Origin of the sequence: Holdemanella porci (assembly GCF_009696075.1) — a bacterium.
Taxonomy (GTDB): Bacteria; Bacillota_I; Bacilli_A; order Erysipelotrichales; family Erysipelotrichaceae; genus Holdemanella; species Holdemanella porci.
In genome coordinates this window covers 1-18,422 of sequence record NZ_VUMR01000042.1, presented here as the reverse complement: position 1 = coordinate 18,422, position 18,422 = coordinate 1, and the positions used below count along the sequence as shown (strand labels likewise).

Annotated in this window: 15 protein-coding genes, 1 pseudogene and 1 riboswitch; of the genes and pseudogenes, 12 read left to right on the top strand and 4 right to left on the bottom strand. The window is 35.0% G+C overall.

Features of this window, described 5'->3' with window-relative positions; translation table 11 throughout:
• The first annotated feature begins 136 nt into the window (after positions 1 to 136).
• Positions 137 to 688, top strand: a complete 552-nt coding sequence (locus FYJ55_RS07745) for a cytidylate kinase-like family protein (protein ID WP_154556344.1) — start codon at positions 137 to 139, stop codon at positions 686 to 688.
• Between the two features lie 26 nt (positions 689 to 714).
• Here FYJ55_RS07745 and FYJ55_RS07740 read toward each other — a convergent pair whose 3' ends face one another.
• The 4 genes from FYJ55_RS07740 to FYJ55_RS07725 all read right to left on the bottom strand — a co-directional run bounded on the left by FYJ55_RS07740 (position 715) and on the right by FYJ55_RS07725 (position 9,232).
• Positions 715 to 2,046 (bottom strand): NCS2 family permease, encoded by a 1,332-nt coding sequence (locus tag FYJ55_RS07740; RefSeq protein ID WP_270499818.1) that lies wholly within the window; start codon positions 2,044 to 2,046, stop codon positions 715 to 717.
• 51 nt (positions 2,047 to 2,097) lie between these two features.
• Positions 2,098 to 5,205 carry a UvrD-helicase domain-containing protein gene (locus tag FYJ55_RS07735; protein WP_154556343.1) on the bottom strand — a complete coding sequence of 1,036 codons (3,108 nt, stop codon included), beginning with the start codon at positions 5,203 to 5,205 and terminating at the stop codon, positions 2,098 to 2,100.
• A 2-nt stretch (positions 5,206 to 5,207) separates the two neighbouring features.
• Positions 5,208 to 7,757, bottom strand: coding sequence for a PD-(D/E)XK nuclease family protein (locus tag FYJ55_RS07730; protein WP_154556342.1), 2,550 nt, complete (start codon positions 7,755 to 7,757; stop codon positions 5,208 to 5,210).
• 104 nt (positions 7,758 to 7,861) lie between these two features.
• Entirely contained in the window at positions 7,862 to 9,232 is a 1,371-nt protein-coding gene (locus FYJ55_RS07725) for an NAD(P)/FAD-dependent oxidoreductase (RefSeq protein ID WP_154556341.1), read from the bottom strand.
• Positions 9,233 to 9,238: 6 nt separating this feature from the next.
• A riboswitch (purine riboswitch) is annotated at positions 9,239 to 9,336 on the bottom strand.
• A gap of 83 nt (positions 9,337 to 9,419) precedes the next feature.
• Here FYJ55_RS07725 and FYJ55_RS07720 point away from each other — a divergent pair.
• From FYJ55_RS07720 to FYJ55_RS07670, 11 genes and pseudogenes are all read left to right on the top strand, one after another.
• On the top strand, positions 9,420 to 10,304 hold the full coding sequence (locus FYJ55_RS07720; RefSeq protein WP_118114751.1) for a YitT family protein: 885 nt from the start codon (positions 9,420 to 9,422) through the stop codon (positions 10,302 to 10,304).
• Positions 10,288 to 10,812: a ribonuclease M5 gene (gene rnmV, locus FYJ55_RS07715; protein ID WP_154556340.1), complete on the top strand. Its 525-nt coding sequence runs from the start codon at positions 10,288 to 10,290 to the stop codon at positions 10,810 to 10,812. The genes FYJ55_RS07720 and rnmV overlap by 17 nt, the downstream gene beginning before the upstream one ends.
• A complete protein-coding gene (rsmA, locus tag FYJ55_RS07710) occupies positions 10,809 to 11,678 on the top strand; it encodes a 16S rRNA (adenine(1518)-N(6)/adenine(1519)-N(6))-dimethyltransferase RsmA (RefSeq protein ID WP_154556339.1) in 870 nt (289 codons plus the stop codon). The genes rnmV and rsmA overlap by 4 nt, the downstream gene beginning before the upstream one ends.
• On the top strand, positions 11,650 to 12,483 hold the full coding sequence (ispE, locus tag FYJ55_RS07705; RefSeq protein ID WP_154556338.1) for a 4-(cytidine 5'-diphospho)-2-C-methyl-D-erythritol kinase: 834 nt from the start codon (positions 11,650 to 11,652) through the stop codon (positions 12,481 to 12,483). The genes rsmA and ispE overlap by 29 nt, the downstream gene beginning before the upstream one ends.
• Before the next feature lies 1 nt (position 12,484).
• On the top strand, positions 12,485 to 12,691 hold the full coding sequence (locus FYJ55_RS07700) for a DUF1146 domain-containing protein (protein ID WP_154556337.1): 207 nt from the start codon (positions 12,485 to 12,487) through the stop codon (positions 12,689 to 12,691).
• Positions 12,692 to 12,710: 19 nt separating this feature from the next.
• Entirely contained in the window at positions 12,711 to 13,616 is a 906-nt protein-coding gene (locus FYJ55_RS07695) for a rod shape-determining protein (protein ID WP_195836701.1), read from the top strand.
• Positions 13,613 to 14,680 (top strand): MraY family glycosyltransferase, encoded by a 1,068-nt coding sequence (locus FYJ55_RS07690; protein ID WP_270473748.1) that lies wholly within the window; start codon positions 13,613 to 13,615, stop codon positions 14,678 to 14,680. Before FYJ55_RS07695 ends, FYJ55_RS07690 begins: the two co-directional genes overlap by 4 nt.
• Before the next feature lie 49 nt (positions 14,681 to 14,729).
• Positions 14,730 to 15,278, top strand: a complete 549-nt coding sequence (locus tag FYJ55_RS07685) for a hypothetical protein (RefSeq protein ID WP_117571751.1) — start codon at positions 14,730 to 14,732, stop codon at positions 15,276 to 15,278.
• A 7-nt stretch (positions 15,279 to 15,285) separates the two neighbouring features.
• Positions 15,286 to 16,470 carry a tRNA lysidine(34) synthetase TilS gene (gene tilS / locus FYJ55_RS07680; RefSeq protein WP_117571752.1) on the top strand — a complete coding sequence of 395 codons (1,185 nt, stop codon included), beginning with the start codon at positions 15,286 to 15,288 and terminating at the stop codon, positions 16,468 to 16,470.
• 46 nt (positions 16,471 to 16,516) lie between these two features.
• Complete coding sequence (gene hpt / locus FYJ55_RS07675) at positions 16,517 to 17,059, top strand: hypoxanthine phosphoribosyltransferase (RefSeq protein ID WP_154556336.1); 543 nt, start codon at positions 16,517 to 16,519, stop codon at positions 17,057 to 17,059.
• Positions 17,060 to 17,069: 10 nt separating this feature from the next.
• Positions 17,070 to 18,296, top strand: a pseudogene (locus FYJ55_RS07670) (ATP-dependent metallopeptidase FtsH/Yme1/Tma family protein); the annotation flags it as partial.
• Between the last annotated feature and the right edge of the window lie 126 nt (positions 18,297 to 18,422).

The window sequence follows — 18,422 nt, the reverse complement described above, 5'->3', positions numbered from 1 at the left end:
GGTTTAAATATTTTGAAGTTCTTGTCATAAGTGTAGTCTCTCTTTCGTTTACACCTATACAATAATTCTTAAATAGACATTATTAATGTCGAATATATTAACAAGTCACCAATGTATCTGTTAAGCCAAACAAATTTTGGAGAAAATTGCAGTAAATATGGGAGTTTGCGCTGACTTCTTTAAAGACCAGAATCAAGATGCGAATGGCTTATTTACGATAGAATCTAAAGGCCTTTTAGGACTTAGAAATATTACAGAATTAAGTGTGAATACACAAATCTATGATATGGCAAGTGATTTTATTCAAAAGATTTCCCAAAGAGAAGATGCTGTTATTGTAGGAAGATGTGCCGATTATATTTTAAAAGACAATCCGGATGTTATTTCTGTATTCTGTTACAGTGATGTAGAAGAACGTATTCAATGGTCGATTGATGAATATCAAGTGCCTGCCAAACAAGCCAAGAAAATTGTGCAGGAAAAAGATGCACAAAGATCTAGATTTTATGAATTCTATACCAATCAAAAATGGGGCAATCCACGTAACTATACATTGATGATCAATACGTCGAAGATGAGTACAGAAGAAACAGTACGATTACTTGCTTCATTTTATGATGCAAAAAAAGGCATCCTCACATTTAAGAATGCCTTTGAAAATCAATATGAAAAAGATAATAAGTATTAAAAAAGTCGGAAAGCCGACTTTTTCTTTTACATAATGTAAGGTGTAGCGAAGTACAACACGAAGATGATCATTAATGCCCAAACAGTTGGGTGAACTTCTTTAGCTTTACCAGCTGCAATCATGGCAATTGTATAAACGATGAATCCGCATGCGATACCATTTGAAATAGAATACATCAAGATCATCATAATAACAGTGACAAAACCAGCAGCGGCAAAAATCATGTCATCCCAGTCAATACCTTTTAACTGCTGTGCCATCATAATACCAACAACAATCAGTGCTGGTGCAGTAACTGCGTTCGTAACGGTACTTAAGATAAGTGGTGATAAGAATACGGCTAGTAAGAAGCAAACACCAGATGTGCACGCAGTTAAACCTGTACGTCCACCAACACCAACACCAGAACTAGATTCAACAAAGCTAGTTACTGTACTAGTACCTAAAACTGCACCAAATACTGTACCAACCGCATCAGCAAGCAATGCTTGTTCAGCATTTTCTAATTCACCTTTATCGTTGATCAAACCAATACGGTTACCAATCGCAACAAGTGTTCCAGCTGTATCAAAGAAGTCAACGAATAAGAATGAGAAAATAACTACGAAAGCTTGGAACGGATTTGCGAATAATTCAGAAATTCCTGAGAAGCAAGCTCCGAAAGCTTGTAATTCAAAATCAAACGAAATGAAATGTTCAGGTAAAGTAGGCATACCAGCCATTCCCATGAATCCAAGGATGATTCCAATCACAGCAGTGATAATCATACCTACGAAAACGGCTGCAGGAACATTTTTAATAACTAACGCAATTGTGATCAACAATCCAACAATCGCAAGTAATACAGTTGGATCTGTTAAGTTTCCAATTGTTACAAATGTTGAAGGACTAGCTACAATAATACCCGCATTTTTTAAACCAACAAACGCAATGAAGAAACCGATTCCGGCTCCGATTGCCAATTTTAATTGTACTGGAATTGCGTTGATAATAGCTTTACGAACGCCAGTAACAGAAATAATAATAAAGATAACACCTGAAATGAATACAGCACTTAATGCAGCTGCCCAGCTAAAGCCCATTTGTCCACAGATTGTGTAGGCGAACAATGCGTTTACACCCATACCAGAAGCTAATGCAACTGGGTAGTTGGCAACAAGTCCCATAATGATACTTGCCACACCAGCAGAAATAGCTGTCGCAAGGAATACAGATGCCTTGTCCATACCAGCATCTGCCAATACTGCAGGGTTAACCCCAAGAATGTAGGCCATAGCCAAGAATGTTGTAAGACCAGCAATAAGTTCTGTCTTAACGTTTGAACCTTTCTCGTTCAATTTAAAGAATTTTTCCACGATTCTCTCTCCTTCTCTTTTTTTTAAAAGACCCCTCTATTGTAGCATAAGTTTTTATAAAAGGATGCATTTAAATAGAGAAAAAGCATAAATATACGTTTTTATCGGTAAATCCGTTATTCTTTCCATTGAATGTTTATAAGTTTGAAGCTGAGCCGCATACATATCAATTAATTTATTTTCGTTATCCGTGGCATCTGTTTTAAAATCAATGATAATTATCTCATCTTCTTTATAGATAACTAAGTCCATAAATCCATGAACGACTTGTTTTTTTTCTTTAATAATATAGCTTTGTTCAAATACATGCTTTTCGTTCATCCAAGAAGCATAGAGTGCATTCGAATTTAAAGCTAGAATCTGTTTGATATCATAATCCTTTAAAGCATATCCATAAGAATTCGCATAAGAAAGAATTTCTTCTTGTTGATAAGGATATGAACATTGCGCCACAATTTCATGGAATAAAGTACCACGTAGTGTTCCTATATTTTTAGTAAGAGAAATCTCTTTCCAGTCTAATTTCATTTTGGCCCCACTAGCCGTCTGACTCGAGAACACATCGGATGTTTTCGTGTAGACAGGAAGCTTGTAAGACTTATTATTTTGACGCACTTTTAATGGTCTTTCATACAATTCTTGTTTTTTATCAAAAACCACTAGAGAATCACTCGTATTGGCATATGTATGTAAAAGCCATCCTGTATAACTCTCATCTTCTAATAGAGTATAGGCGTTTAATGGACTATAAAAATCTTCAATGCTTTCAATCGCATCTACAATGACCAATTCTTTTTGAGGGCGTGTTGTCGCCACATAGAATACACGCATTTCTTCTGCAAGATCATCCAATTCTTTTTTTGTTTGTAGAGCCAAATGATATATTGAATTGTACTTATATTTATAATCATTACTTAAGCCTTTTAAAGATAATCCTAATATTGAATCAAGTAAGATGCATGAACTTTCATGTTTATCTCTTTGTTCATGTTGCGAAAGAATATATACAACAGGGAATTGTAAACCTTTAGATTGATGCATTGTCTTTACTTGAACTACATCATCTTCTTTGCCATACAAGCTTGCTTCCTGAGTTTGATCTTGCGTTGCATCTTTAGATAGTTGTAGGACAAAACCATGGATGTCACTCTGATTTTCATACTGGGTTGCTAATTCTAATAAATAATCCAAGTTGTTCTTGTCTTGAATGGTTGTAGAAGCATAATAGAAATTATTATAGGCATAGATATATTGTAGCAGTTGTACAATCGTTTGATTTCTATTTACATATAATTCAAAGAAAGGCTTCATGAAATCTTCGTTTTTAATACTCATATATAAAGATGTGCCTTTTTCTTTTCCAATGCAACACTTCGCAATTTGAGAAAAAGATACATTAAATAATGGGGACATTAAAGAAGCACATAACGCAATGTCGTCGGTTAAATCTTCTAAAGCTTTTAAAGTAGAAAGTACAATTTGAATGGCAGAATTTGTGTAGAATCCATGATCAATGGTAATCATAGCTGGAATGTTGTAGGCCTCAAAAACTGTTTTCAGTTTTTCTTGAGGCGCATGATTACGAGTTAACACACACATAGATTTATAGGGCATGCCTGCTTTGTGCTTTTCGATAATATCTTGTGCAATCAGATCAAAACGATTCTCATTGTGATTCTTTTTGATGGTAGCTTTGTTGCCTTCTTCATCTTTATATTCTGTATATAAGAAACGAACTGGATATTGAGGACTTTCCATTTGTCCTTTCGTACCTACATTGGCAATATCAATCTCTTCAAATTGTTTTCCCAATAATTCATTGTTCATGATCTTACTATAAAAATCATTGTTGAATTGAATAACACTCGCATTGGAACGATAGTTTTCCTGCAATAATAAAGGAGTGTTGTTGATATCTTCCTTTTTCATCCAGTCCTGCATTATTTTTGGATTGGCTTGTCTAAAACCATAGATGGATTGTTTAATGTCACCCACTCTAAATACGTTGTTTTCATGGCAAAAAGACGCAATGATTTTTTCTTGAAGTTCATTGGTATCCTGGAATTCATCTACTAGAATCATCTGATATTTATTGTACATTTCTTCTTTGATCATCGGATCTTGAAGGAGTTGATACGCAAAGTGCTCCATATCATTAAAGTCAATCACTTCCATTTTTTTCTTTTCTAATTGAAAGTATAACTTTACTTTATGGGTTAATTCAAATAAGGTATCTACTAAAGCTTTATGATTTTGAATGTCCTTTAAATAGAATTCTTCATCAAATAAGTTTTCTACGATCTTTGTTTCATGATCTTTAAAAGAAGTTTGATATTTTGAGTAATCCACCTTATCAATTGTCTTCTTAAAACCGATGGTATTTTTTAAATACAATTCAAATTGAGCTTTAAAACTTGAATACGAATTGGCATCTAAACACTTTGATAAATAGTCCTTTTTGACTTCATAATCTTCAGGATTTGCGATTTGATCGATTACTTCATCTAATATTTCAGTCATCGCAAGACAATGATTATGAAAGTATTTCAATGCATATTCCATTAATTCTGGACTTAAATATGTATATGAATCTTGAATGTTTTTAATCCATGTCTTTGCGTCTTCTTCGGATTTAGAGTTGAGGATTGCCAAAATATCTTCAATGTATTTTTGAATGTCTTCTTCTGTTTTTCCAAAAGAGAGAAAATACATTTTTAATTTTGTGTATGCAGCTAAGTTTAAATCTTGAATCGCATGTTTGTAGGCGTTGTCAAAGGCGATGCGCGTTTGGGCTGAGGATGCCGTTTGTTTGGACATCGTATAAGAAATAGGAATCTTATAGTAATAATTTTGTACAATCGATAAGCAGAAACTATCAATAGTAGAAATACTGGCTGTTTCAAGTAGAGCCATCTGTTGAAGGATATATTCTGTTTTTGGTTGCTCTTTTAATTTGGAAAGAAGACGTGCCTTCATTTCAGCTGCCGCATCCTTTGTGAAAGTCATTGCCAGGATAGAATCGATTGAAATGTGGTCTTTTAATACAAGCTGACATAAACGTTCTACTAAAACAGCTGTTTTACCACTTCCGGCACTGGCAGAGACAACGACATTTGTATCTCGAATGTCAATGGCTTTTTGTTGGGGAATTGAAAAATCCATGTTTATTCTTCCTCCTTTTCTACACGAAGCATTGGTTCAACTTCATTCGCTGAATTTCGACAAATAGATCTGTAAGCACAGAATTTACATGCATCTTGGACGTGATTAGGTAGGGCTTGTCCACTTTTAATGTCCTCTAAAAGACTGTCAACGACTTGAGTCCATTCCTTTTTGATGGTTTCTAAACTTGGATTGGCTCTTTTTACAGGCATGTACCGTTTTATGTCATCACAATAAATGCTCGCATCACTAAAGTGCCATCCATTTAATCTTCGGTTGACTTTAAATGTATCCGCAATATCTTTTTCATCGTTCACAGTGAGTTCGGGGATTTTTTTGCGATAATTTAATTTTCCATAAGTGAGTGTTTCTGGGGTTGTCTTTAGTGCAATATAGAAACATCCTACAGGGATCAAACCAGATTCTTTTTCGTAAGCTAACGTATATGTGGCTAACTGTAAAGATAATCCTTTTTCAAAGTCATCAATTTTAATATCTTTATCACTTGATTTATAGTCAAAAATACAAAAAGATGTGTTTGAACTGTCGATTCGGTCAATATAGCCATATAAATCAATGGTATATTCATTCCATGGGTAGGAATAAGAGAATTTATGTTCTTGTTTATCCATGTTCATGTGCCAGTTGGATTCAAAATTATGTAGTTGTTCAAAAATCAACATAAGTTTTTCTGTGATTTCTTCAATTTGAGAATCAAACCATGGAACTTGTTGTAAAAGCACTTTTTTTGCGAAGGAAAATTCATTTTCAACATAGTGATGAATTTCTTTTTTGGATAAAGAAGTATATTCTTGTCTATCTTTAGAAATCACTTCTAGAACATGATGTAATATGCTTCCACGAATTCGAATGTCTGTGATGTCTTCTTTTTCTTTTAAATATAAGCCGTATTTTAGTGCATGGGAAAAAGGGCATCGTGCATAGGATTCGAGTCTTGAAATTGATCCTTTAAAATGATCATCCTTAAAGAATATGGATTTAGCTGTTGTTTCATTTAAATCGATATTTGGGGTAGTCCAATTAAAAGAATCGGGCGTAGTGATAAACTCAGCTTTTTGTTGGAGCCAATTTTCTATGTCGGAACTTGGTTCATAATTTTTTCCTTGATAATCACTTTGTGGATAGAATACATAAAGAATTTCACACAAAGATAAACAGTCAAAGATTTGTGCCTGCTGGTTTTGAATACGTGTTTCAAGATTTGGTAAATCCGTGTTTTGTACATAGGCCTCATCAAAGATTCCAGTATGTAACTTTAAAGCAGGAAATGCACTGGCATTTGTGCCAGTTAAAAAGACGATGGGCCTTAAATTTGTGATGTCTTGTCTAGATCCAATGAATACCCCTTCAATGGAATTGGCTTTCTGATTGGCAGAAAGATTTTGGATTTGGTGAATCAAGATGTTTAAATCATTCGCATTATGAATGTGTGAATGCACATCTTGGATAAGTGACATGACATCGTTGAAGGCATTCAAATCTTCTTTTGTGACTTGTTCATGTAGATTTTGAATATGTTTGGCCATCTTGATAAAATCGTATGCATCAAATAAGAAGGCATGATCGTGTATCCATTTTAAAGTGTCTTGTTCTAATTTTTGGTAGGATGTGAATTGGTAGGAATCAATGATTTCATTATCTTTGTATGGAAGTGTAGTTAAGAAAGGCTCAAATTTTAAAAATTGTTCAGGGAACAATGTGTAATATTGCATGAGATAATTGTCATTTGGATATAAGGCTTGAACTACGTTTAAAAAACTTTTTAAATCCATATCTTTAGCCCATGTTAAATAATGGATCCACTCGTTATATATAGATGTAGTATGAACTTCTTGTATAGTTGTGAATGGGATCTTATGTGCTGTAAGAATCTGGGTTAAAACATTGATGTCACTTGGGTTGTTTAGGGCAATGAAAATATCATCGGCTGAATAGTCATTTTCAATAATAAGATTTGCGATGACTTCCATTTGTTTGCGTGCGTTGGCAACACTATAGTAGTGTGTTGTCAATAGTTGCTTATCGCCGAGCCATTTTGCACCATGATCAATCAACACTTGAATCCAGTAACTGTCTAATTGAGAGTATTCTTTTTTTAGGATATAGATGTTTTCTAAATCTGGTAAACTTGAAAGGACTTCTTGCGTTTGGTCTTCTTTGAGTTGAATTGGATACAGAAGATTTAAGATTTCATGTAAATCTTTTTCTTTTTGGGTTGAACAAGGAAAATCATGAATCTGATAGGTTTTTGCCATTTTTATAAAGTCTAGACAGGCATTTAAAAAGTCATAGTCTTCTTTACTGGAATAGAAGGCATTGGAAAGAGAGATATTCTTTAAAGCATCTTTGTATAAATAAAGAATTTCAATGTCAGATTTATTTTGTCCATGATAAAAAGAAGATAGCCAGCTAGACAAGGTTAAAACTTGTATGCCAAGGCAATCTTTTTTTTGTTTTAAAATTTCTTTGTATAAAGATAAATGTAAGGTAGCCGGAGCTAATATTGTACTGTTGTCTGGAATTTGTATCATAAATTATCACCTAGATTATTATACCATCATTATTATTAACTCGAGAGTTATTAACTGTGTAGTTAATGAAAAAAAGTGGATCATTTGATCCACTTTGTGTTGTATTATAGATTTTCTGTAATGTGTCTTGCGACATATACACCAGATGCACTGGCATGACTTAATGAGTGTGTTACACCTGAACAGTCTCCAATAACGAATAGTCCTTTGTGTTTTGTTTCTAAGTTTTTATCTACTTTTACTTGCATGTTGTAGAATTTAACTTCAACACCATATAGTAATGTGTCATCACTAGCTGTTGATGGACATACTTTATCAAGTGCATAGATCATTTCAATAATGTCATCTAATTGACGTTTAGGGATAACTAGAGATAAGTCTCCTGGTGTAGCCTTCAATGTAGGAGTTACGAATCCTTGTGCAATACGACTTGGAGTTGAACGTTGTCCACGAATCAGGTCGCCAAAGCGTTGAACGATAACGCCACCACCTAACATGTTTGATAGGCGGGCAATACTTTCACCATATTGGTTACTTTGTGAGAAGGGTTCTGTGAAATGATTTGATACTAATAAGGCAAAGTTTGTGTTGTTTGTGAAACGAGCTGGATCTTCATAGCTGTGACCATTTACAGTGATGATTCCGTTTGTGTTTTCGTTTACGACAACACCTCTAGGGTTCATACAGAATGTACGAACGCGATCTTGATATTTCTTTGAACGATATACGATTTTAGATTCATACAATGAGTCTGTTAATTCTGAGAATGTATCGGCATTTAGTTCAACACGAACACCAATGTCTACACGATCACTCTTTGTTTCAATGCCTAAGTTTGAGCATACAGATTCCATCCATTTACTTCCTGAACGGCCTGTAGAAATAATACATTGTGTAGATGTATATGTTTCATCTCCACAAACGACTTCATATCCATCTTCGATTTTGTTTACCATGTCAATGTGTTTATAGAAATGGAATTCGGCTTTGTCTTTTAATTCATTGTATAAGTTTTCAAGTACTACATAGTTAATGTCAGTTCCTAAGTGACGAACTTTCGCTTTTAATAAGTGAAGATCATTTTGAAGACATTTTTTGGCGATAGCAGCATCTGAGTTTGCATATAGACGAGTTTTTTCTCCGCCCATCTTGCAGTTGATTTCATCCACATATTCCATTAAATCGATAGCTTCTTGTTCACCTACATATTCGTATAGATTTCCACCAAATTCATTTGTGATATTATATTTTCCATCACTGAAGGCACCGGCTCCACCAAAACCGTTCATGATGGCACATGATTTACAATGGATACATGATTTGATGTTCTTTCCGTCAATTGGACATTTTCTTTTGTTTAATGGTGCTCCTGCTTCAAAAACACCAATTTTTAATTCAGGTTTACTCTTTAATAATTCGTAGGCTGAGAAAATTCCTCCAGGCCCAGCACCAATAATAATGATATCGTATTGCATTTTATTTTCCTCCTATTTGAAGGCTATAGTCTACTGTTTTCGGTAGTAGGTATGAACGTTCAACCATATCATGAACTTATATAACCCGAACTATTATAAGGATAAAGTGCATTTTTTGCAAGCGATATTTTTGAAAACGAAACATAAAAAAAATGATATAATCATGTAGGCTAGAAGAGGTATGCATATGAGCAAAAATAAAATACATGATTTAATAATGATTATACTTGGAAACTTTGTGGTCGCATGTTCAGTTTCCTTTTTTATACTTCCTAATAATATATTAACAGGTGGTGTAGCTGGTGTGGCTGTCGCATTACATCCAGTTTTTCCGATTGATACAGTTTTGATGATTGATGGTTTAACAATTGGATTATTTATATTGGGAGCTCTTTTATTAGGAAAGCAGTTTGCGATGAAATCTGTGATTTCTACAATTGTATATCCGGTTTTTGTAACAGGTTTATCACAGGTTGCTACAATGTTTCCTAAAGATACATTTGTGATGCCAGCTTATGTGGCTACAATCTATGCCGGAGTTCTTGTGGGGATTGGTTTAGGTTTAGTGTTTAGAGTTAATTCAAGTACGGGTGGTATGGATATCTTAGCTTTGATTTTACATAAATACTTGAAGATTCCTGAAGGAACCAGTGTAATGATCGTAGATGGCTTAACAGTTTTATTGGGTGTGGTTACACATGGTTTAACACCAGCATTGATTGGTATTATGTCTGTGTTTGTTTGTGGTGTCGCAATCGATAAAACAGTAATGCTAGGCATGCAATCCGCAAAAAATGTTATGATTATATCGACAGAGTGGAAACAGATTCGTCGTATTTTATTAGAGACAGTGGATCGTGGTGTAACGATTCTAGATGGAAGTGGTGGCTATACACAAGCGCCTAAGCCCGTGTTGATGTGTGTTATTAAGCAGAAACAATATCCATTATTAGAGTCAAGTGTTTTAGAGATTGATCCAAAAGCATTTATTATTGTGAATGATGTGCATCAGGTACATGGTGCTGGTTTTACATCAAAACATGTGGTGGAGACAGATGAAGCAGCATATTAAAGAAATTATTGTCGTTGAAGGAAAAAATGATACAAACACGTTGCAGTCTTTTTTTGATTGTGACACGATTGAAACGGGTGGAGACCAGGTCAACGAGAAAACGATTGAACGTGTTAGACAGGCTCAAAAGACAAGAGGTGTGATTATTTTTACAGATCCAGATACGCCAGGAGAACATATACGTAGATTGATTGGCAGTAGTGTGCCAGGATGTAAACATGCGTTTATTAATAAAGAAAAGGCGAAAACACCTAAAAAAGTGGGTGTAGAGCATGCAAGTAAAGAAGATTTGTGGGATGCCCTATGTCATTATGTAACGTTTGAGAATAAAGATGAAGTATTAAGTTGGCAAGACTTTATTGATTTAGGCTTAGTTGGAAACAAAGATTTGCGCTTTCAAGTGTGTGAAGATTTTCATATTGGTCCTTGTAATGCGAAAACATGTTTTAAGCGTTTAAATCAGATGAATGTGACAAAAGAAGAGATAGAAGAAAGGAGTCTTTCATGAAACAGGCGATTGCGACAGTAAAAAAGACAAAAGAGATTCAAGAAAAGTATAAGGTTTTCACAAAGAAAAGCTTTGGACAGAATTTTATTATTGAACCGGGTGTTGTTGAAAAGATTGCCAATGCAGCAATTCAATCAAGAGATGAATTGGTTTTTGAGATTGGTCCTGGAATTGGGGCTTTAACACAGTTTTTATGTGAAAAAAGTAATCAGGTTGTAGCTTTTGAGATTGATGAAAGATTGCCGGTTGTATTAGAGAATGAGATTGGTTTTGATCATTTACATATAGTATTAGAAGACATCTTAAAGGTGGATATTGATGAAAAAATTCGTGAATTTAGAAAGCCTGGTCAAAAGGTAGTTTTCGCGTCGAATCTTCCTTACTACATCACAACGCCAATCTTATTTAAATTGTTTGAGGCAAATGAAGAGATTGAAAGAATTACGGTTATGATGCAAAAAGAAGTGGGAGAACGTTTCTTGGCACACGAAAACGATAAGGAATACAATGCGTTGAGCGTAATTACGCAATATCGTTGTGATGTGAAAAAAGTCATGGACGTATCAAGAAGAGTATTTTGGCCAAGTCCCAATGTAGATTCGATGGTTATTCAATTTTCTTTCCATCACAAGTATCATTTAGAAGATGAGAATTATTTCTTCGATTTGGTAAAAGCTTGTTTTGCGCAAAGAAGAAAAACTATTTATAATAACTTTCAGAATTTTGTGAAAGATAAGGCTCTGGCAAAAGAATTGTTAGAAAAAGTAAATATTGATCCTAGTACGCGTGCGCAACAGTGTACGTTAGAGGATTTTATTCGATTATATGAGGTGACCTATGAAAGTACAGGCAAGGGCAAAAATTAATCTAGCATTAGATGTCGTAAAAAGAATGGATAATGGGTATCATTCTTTAGACATGATCATGGTACCTATTTCAATTTATGATGAGATTGAGATAGAAAAAAATGATTTTGATGTAGTTGAATGTGAAGGTATGAAATTACCAGAGAACAATACGGTTTCAAAGATGCTTCAAGTTTTAAAGGATACCTATCACTTAGATTCTTGTTTCAAAGTATCTATCAAGAAGCACATTCCAGCTCAGGCAGGCCTTGGTGGCGGAAGTGCGGATGCAGCTGCTGTATGTAAGGCGGTTTTAAAGATGGAAGGTATTGAGGAAACGGAAGAAAATCTTTATGAAATCACAAAACAAGTGGGGGCGGATGTTCCTTTCTGTATTCATGATAAATGGGCTAGAGTAAAGGGTATTGGAGAAAAAATCACGCCGATTGAAAGTGATTGGGAATTTGATATTGTGGTTGTAAAACCGGATTTTGGAATTTCTACTGCGAATGCATTTTCTAAATGGAAAGAGTCTCGTCCTTTTCATCCGGATGTTGATTTAGTAGAGTCGAGTATTCGAGAAGAGAACATGGATCTTTTATATCAGACTATGGCAAATTCATTGGAGCCAATTGCCTTTGAGATTGAGCCTGAATTAGAACAAGTGAAAATGGATATGGAAGATGCAGGTTTAGTACGTATATTGATGTCTGGATCTGGTTCAAGTATGTTGGGATTCAGTGTGGATGAAGAAGTGATTTTAAGTGCATGTGAGCAATTGAAGGAAAAGTATAATTTTGTTCAAATTGTTCATGTAGGAGGCTAATATGGCAACTTCTGTAATTTCTTATTTAGTATTCTTTGCGTGTTTTGGTTTAAGCTTTTATGCGATTTCAAGTATTCAGTTTGAAAAGGTGTGTAGTGTAAAAAATCCTAAGAAAGTGCAGATTTTAATGTTTCTTTTATCGCTTTGTCTTGCGTACATTTCAAGTCAGGCGATTTTACAATTAACAATCTATAATGGCTTTGCTTGATAAGTGGATTGCCCTGGATATGGGGGCGTATCTTGCACGGTTTTATGATTTTTCTACACAGAAACAAATTGTTTTAAAAACAATAATCGCAAAAAAAGGAAAAGAAACACTGGGCGTATCGGATCAGGCGCTTGCCTATTTATATAAGGATCTGGATACGATACAAATTCAATATCCTATATCACATGGTCAAATTCTTCATTCAATTGAACCTTTGGTTCAGAAGGGGTTAAACGAACTACATGCCTTTGATGGCTTATTAAGACCGAGTGTGCTTGTGAGTGTTCCTACGGAGTTGTCGCAAAGACAACGAGAACTTTGGCAGCAAATGTTTTTGGATTGTGGCATACGTAAGGTTGAATTTATTTCAAACTTAAATGCTTTACAAGAAGAAGGTTCTTGTTTTTTAGTGCATAGTGGACATTCTTATACGGAAATTCATGTGTGTGCTTATGGTAAGGTGCTTGTGTCAAAGACAATTTATTATGCGGGAGCACAGATTGATGAGCAGATACAAAGGATTGTTTACAACAAGACGGGTTGTTTTATCACAAAAATGGATGCGGCACATTTGAAGGAAATGGCAAGTCTAGCTTTTTGGCAACAAAAAAACAATTTATTGTTGTGTTATGCCTTTGATTCAAGACAGATTCTTCATCAGATTCAAATTGAGTCAAGTCTATTGTGGCCAGCCTTCGAGATGGTTTCAGCACAGATTTCATTATGGGTAAAACATTGTTTTGATGGTCTACCTGCTTCTTTACAAGAACATTTTTTGATGCATGGAATTGAATTGAGTGGTGGATTGGCGGATTGTTTTGGGCCGTCACAATTCATTTCTAAGAACATATCTTGCCCAGTTCTTTGTACAAAACGAGGACAATACGATATGATAGATGCATTAAAGGGGGTAAAGTCAGCGTGATTGATTATAAAATGATTTTATTACCATTCTTGATTTCAGTGGTGCTAACACCGTTGGTGAAGCAATATTCTATTTATTGTGGGGCTTATGCCAAAGAAAATAAGCGCACGGTCCATCATGGAAAGATTTCGCGTATTGGAGGTGTAGCGATTTATTTGGCATTCATTATAACGATGGCTATCTTTGTGAAGGCGGATCGTCAGATCAAAGGTTTGGTTATTGGAAGCAGTATTATGTTTTTTACTGGTTTAATTGATGATTTAATCGATATTAAGCCACTGGTTAAACTAACGTTGGAAGTTATTGCGGCTTTGGTGTTGATTTATTTTGGAATTTCAGTAGATATTATTCGTTTGCCTTTGGGCATTCAAATTGATACAGGTATTATTTCGTTTATCTTTACGATTATTTGGGTAGCCGGTATCACAAATGCGGTAAACCTGATTGACGGTCTAGATGGTCTTTCCGGAGGTATGAGTGTTATTGTGCTTGTGGTCATTGGTTCTATCGCCATCATCGAAAGACGTTCGGATTTATTAAGCATTGCCTTTATTTTAGCTTTTGGAACATTGGGTTTCTTAGTTTATAATGCGCATCCAGCTAGTATCTTTATGGGAGATTGTGGATCGTTGTTTTTGGGGTTCATGATTTCGGCAATTTCATTGCTTGGATTTAAATCGAGTACGATTTTGACGTTGGCATTGCCTATCTTATTGTTGATGCTGCCAATTATTGATACGTTATCCGCTATTTTGAGACGTACTTTAAAGGGTATGAAATTTATGGAGGCGGACAAGAGTCATATTCATCACTTGTTGATGCGCCAATTTGGACATCGTAATACTGTAATTATCATGTGTGGTTTAACAGCGCTTTTTGGATTGAGTGCTTTTGCGTATATGATCAATCGAAATATCGGCTTTTTAGTTATGGTCATTATATTGTTGGCGGTAGAGATCTTTATTGAGAAATCGGCAATGATTAGTGAGAAATTTCATCCTTTAATTGGTTTGTGGCATCGTATTCAAAGAAAATCGCGAAAAATATTCAAAAAAGTAGGCTAAAATGCCTACTTTTAATATTGTTTTCACATTGGTTTGTTAAAATGGGGTTATGGAACCGAATGAATGGCAAAAGTACAAAAACAAGAAGTCGACGGAGTACACACAGAAAATAACGTCGCAGGCTAGAATTGCTGAAGAACAACTGTTAGAGGGTTTAAATGAAAGTGAGGTTTATGATTATATGCTTTCTAAACTGAATTTTTGTCAGAGGAAACAAATGTATTCGAGTTTAGAAGCTAAGGTGTATGTGAAAGTTGGTGACATATGCTTTACAGATTTTGGATTGGCCTATCTAAGTGAGGTTGGCTATCAGCATTTTGGTTTAGTGTTGGCAATGAAGAATGGGAAAATATTTGTAGTACCTATGAGTGGGAATAGTAGTGCATATCATAGGGCGTATGATCCTGTATCCCATATGGGAAAGCGTCATTTGATGCGTTTACCAGAAATTGAGGGCTTAAATAAGGCGAGTGTATTATTCTTAAATGATGCGAAATGGATCAATTCGGCGCGTGTGATTGATGTGAAGGCACATATTGATCCGAATTCTCACTTGTTTGATAAAATAAAAAAATGTGTTATGCAAATGATGCTATAATAGGAACATGTCAAAATGTGTAGTAGCCTGTTCAGGTGGACCTGACAGCATGGCTTTATTAGATCAATTGAATAAACAAGGCAAGGACATTGTCGTTGCACATGTGAATTATAAACATCGCGATACGGCAGATAGGGATGAGAAAATAGTGAAGGAATATTGTAAAAAATATGATATTCCTGTTCGTGTTTTATATCCGGTGCATGAGAAAGGAAATTTTCAGGCATGGGCAAGAGATGTTCGTTATGCTTTTTTTGAAGAAGTGGCAGATGAATTTGATACGAAATTATTATATGTGGCACATCAGATGGATGATGTGATTGAGACGTATTTGTTTCAGAAAAATCGAAATATGATTTGTGACTGGTATGGCTTAAAAGAAAAGAGTGTGAGGCATGGATATCAAATCATTCGGCCTTTACTGAATTTCACAAAGAGTGAATTACAACAATACTGTAATGATAATGGCGTTTCTTTTGGAATTGATGAATCGAATTTAACCAATCACTATACGCGTAATGTGATTCGTCATACACAAATCGAAAAGATGAATCGTAATGAAAAGGAAGAATGGATTTTAAAGATTCAAAATGAGAATGATTTTTGGCAAATAAAAAGAGCAGGCATAGAAGATTTTTTAAAGAATTGGAATAGGAATGTCGATTCTTTATTGAATCAAGAAGATGGCTGGCTTTATTTAGATACTTTCTTATTTCAGGCTTTGAGCCATCATTTCTCTAGGAAATACATGGAAGAGTTGTGTGTCCAATTAAAGGGAAATGTGCTGATTGAAATAGAGGATCATTTATTGGAAAGGCATAATGAAAAGTTGTATTTAATGCCAAAACCACAGAATGTGTATTATACATTGAATGAATTGGAGTATAAAGATTATAAAGAATTCTCTATTATGAATCATGGCCAAACAATTGAGTCTTTTAGTGTGGAGGCATCTGACTTTCCTTTGGTGGTGCGTCATGTTAAAGTGAATGACGTAATTTCGATGCGTTTTGGAAATAAGAATGTACATCGTTTCTTTGTGGATCGAAAAATCTGCAAGATATACCGAAAATATTGGCTGGTTGTGGAAAATAATGCAGGAAAAGTTATTTTCGTACCAGGCCTTGGATGTGATGTAGAACATTATTCACAAAATCAACAGTTCTATTTTAAAATGAATGGTCTAGATTAAATGTTTATGTTACAATGTTTAGGTAACTTAAGGAGAAAAACACCATATGATAGCTCAAGATATTGAAAAAATTTTATTAAGTGAAGAAGAAATCGAAAACCGTTGTGTGGAACTAGCACATCAAATAGAAGAAGATTATAAGGAATCTGGAGAAACTCCAATCGTAGTTGGATTGTTAAGGGGAAGCGTTCCTTTTATGGCTGAATTAATCAAGCGTTTTGAATTTCCATGTGAAATTGATTTTATGTCCGTTAGTTCATACGATGGAACAGAATCAATTGGAGATGTTCGTATTTTAAAGGATATGGATCTATCTTGTAAGAATCGTTCTATTTTAGTTGTAGAAGATATTATTGATACAGGTAGAACTTTAGTTGAAGTAAAGAAAATGTTTAAGAATAAAGGTTGTCTAGATGTTCGTTGTGTAACATTGTTAGATAAACCAAGCCGTCGTGTTTGTGAAATTGAAGCGGATTACGTTGGTTTTGAGGTGCCAAATGAATTTGTGGTTGGATACGGATTGGATTACAACCAGAAATATCGTAACTTACCATTTGTTGGCGTTTTAAAACCTGAAATTTATCAGTAGGAGGAAGATTATGAAGAAGTGGTTAAATTATTTACCAACCATCTTCATTTTATCAATTGTATTATCATTAGTTTTTTATAGTTCACAGGGCAGTACTGTACAAATGAATTATACACAATTTGAGAAAATTGTAGATGAAGTTGACTTTAAGAAGAGTTCTATGACAATTAGTTCCACTGTTATTCAGTTGGAAGGTACTTATGAGCAGAACTCAAAGACAGTTGGATACAAGGTTATTGTTCCAAGAACAGAAAAGAATATTGAGAAGTTGGAAAAGGATTTGCAACGTAATGGTGGAAAGCTAACAGTAGAAGATCCAAACCAAGGAAGTGTATGGATTTCTATTCTTTCTCAAATCATTCCATTCTTGATTATTGCGGTATTCTTCTACTTCATGTTTTCTAAAATGGGCGGTGGAGGCAATAATAAAGCCTTTGAATTCGCAAAATCAAAAGCTCGTGTTGAATCGAATGTAAAAGTTCGTTTTAAAGATGTTGCGGGTTGTGAAGAAGAAAAAGAAGAAGTAAAAGAAATTATCGATTACTTGCGTTCACCAAAGAAATTTACAGATATGGGAGCACATATTCCTAAGGGAATCTTGATGGTTGGTCCTCCAGGAACTGGTAAGACTTTATTGGCAAAAGCCGTAGCTGGAGAAGCCAATGTTCCATTCTTCTCGATTTCAGGTTCTGACTTTGTTGAAATGTTTGTCGGAACAGGTGCGAGTCGTGTTCGTGACATGTTTAAAACGGCACAAAAGAGTGCGCCATGTATCATTTTTATTGATGAAATCGATGCCGTTGGACGTCAGCGTGGAGCTGGTATGGGTGGCGGAAACGATGAGCGTGAACAAACATTGAACCAATTATTGGTTGAAATGGATGGTATGACAGATAATGCTGGAATCGTTGTGATTGCGGCTACAAACCGTCCAGACGTATTGGACCCTGCTTTACTTCGTAGTGGTCGTTTCGATCGTCGCGTTACTGTTAGCTTGCCAGATATTAAGGGGCGTGAAGCTATTTTACAGGTACATGCTCGTAACAAGAAATTGGCGAGTGATGTTTCACTTGCAAATTTGGCAAAACGTACGCCTGGATTCTCTGGTGCAGATTTAGCTAACGTATTGAATGAAGGTGCTATTTTAGCGGTTCGTAAAAATGAATCTAAGGTTACAATGACGGATTTAGATGAAGCCATTGACCGTGTTATGATGGGACCTGCGAAAAAGAGTAAGGCTTAACAGATACATTGGTGACTTGTTAATATATTCGACATTAATAATGTCTATTTAAGAATTATTGTATAGGTGTAAACGAAAGAGAGACTACACTTATGACAAGAACTTCAAAATATTTAAACC

Coding starts and splice junctions, on each gene's coding strand:
- FYJ55_RS07735 (WP_154556343.1), bottom strand. CDS start 5,205: ATGGATTTTTCAATTCCCCAACAAAAAGCCATTGACATTCGAGATACA.
- FYJ55_RS07730 (WP_154556342.1), bottom strand. CDS start 7,757: ATGATACAAATTCCAGACAACAGTACAATATTAGCTCCGGCTACCTTA.
- FYJ55_RS07725 (WP_154556341.1), bottom strand. CDS start 9,232: ATGCAATACGATATCATTATTATTGGTGCTGGGCCTGGAGGAATTTTC.
- FYJ55_RS07720 (WP_118114751.1), top strand. CDS start 9,420: ATGAGCAAAAATAAAATACATGATTTAATAATGATTATACTTGGAAAC.
- rnmV (WP_154556340.1), top strand. CDS start 10,288: ATGAAGCAGCATATTAAAGAAATTATTGTCGTTGAAGGAAAAAATGAT.
- rsmA (WP_154556339.1), top strand. CDS start 10,809: ATGAAACAGGCGATTGCGACAGTAAAAAAGACAAAAGAGATTCAAGAA.
- ispE (WP_154556338.1), top strand. CDS start 11,650: ATGAAAGTACAGGCAAGGGCAAAAATTAATCTAGCATTAGATGTCGTA.
- FYJ55_RS07700 (WP_154556337.1), top strand. CDS start 12,485: ATGGCAACTTCTGTAATTTCTTATTTAGTATTCTTTGCGTGTTTTGGT.
- FYJ55_RS07695 (WP_195836701.1), top strand. CDS start 12,711: ATGGGGGCGTATCTTGCACGGTTTTATGATTTTTCTACACAGAAACAA.
- FYJ55_RS07685 (WP_117571751.1), top strand. CDS start 14,730: ATGGAACCGAATGAATGGCAAAAGTACAAAAACAAGAAGTCGACGGAG.
- tilS (WP_117571752.1), top strand. CDS start 15,286: ATGTCAAAATGTGTAGTAGCCTGTTCAGGTGGACCTGACAGCATGGCT.
- hpt (WP_154556336.1), top strand. CDS start 16,517: ATGATAGCTCAAGATATTGAAAAAATTTTATTAAGTGAAGAAGAAATC.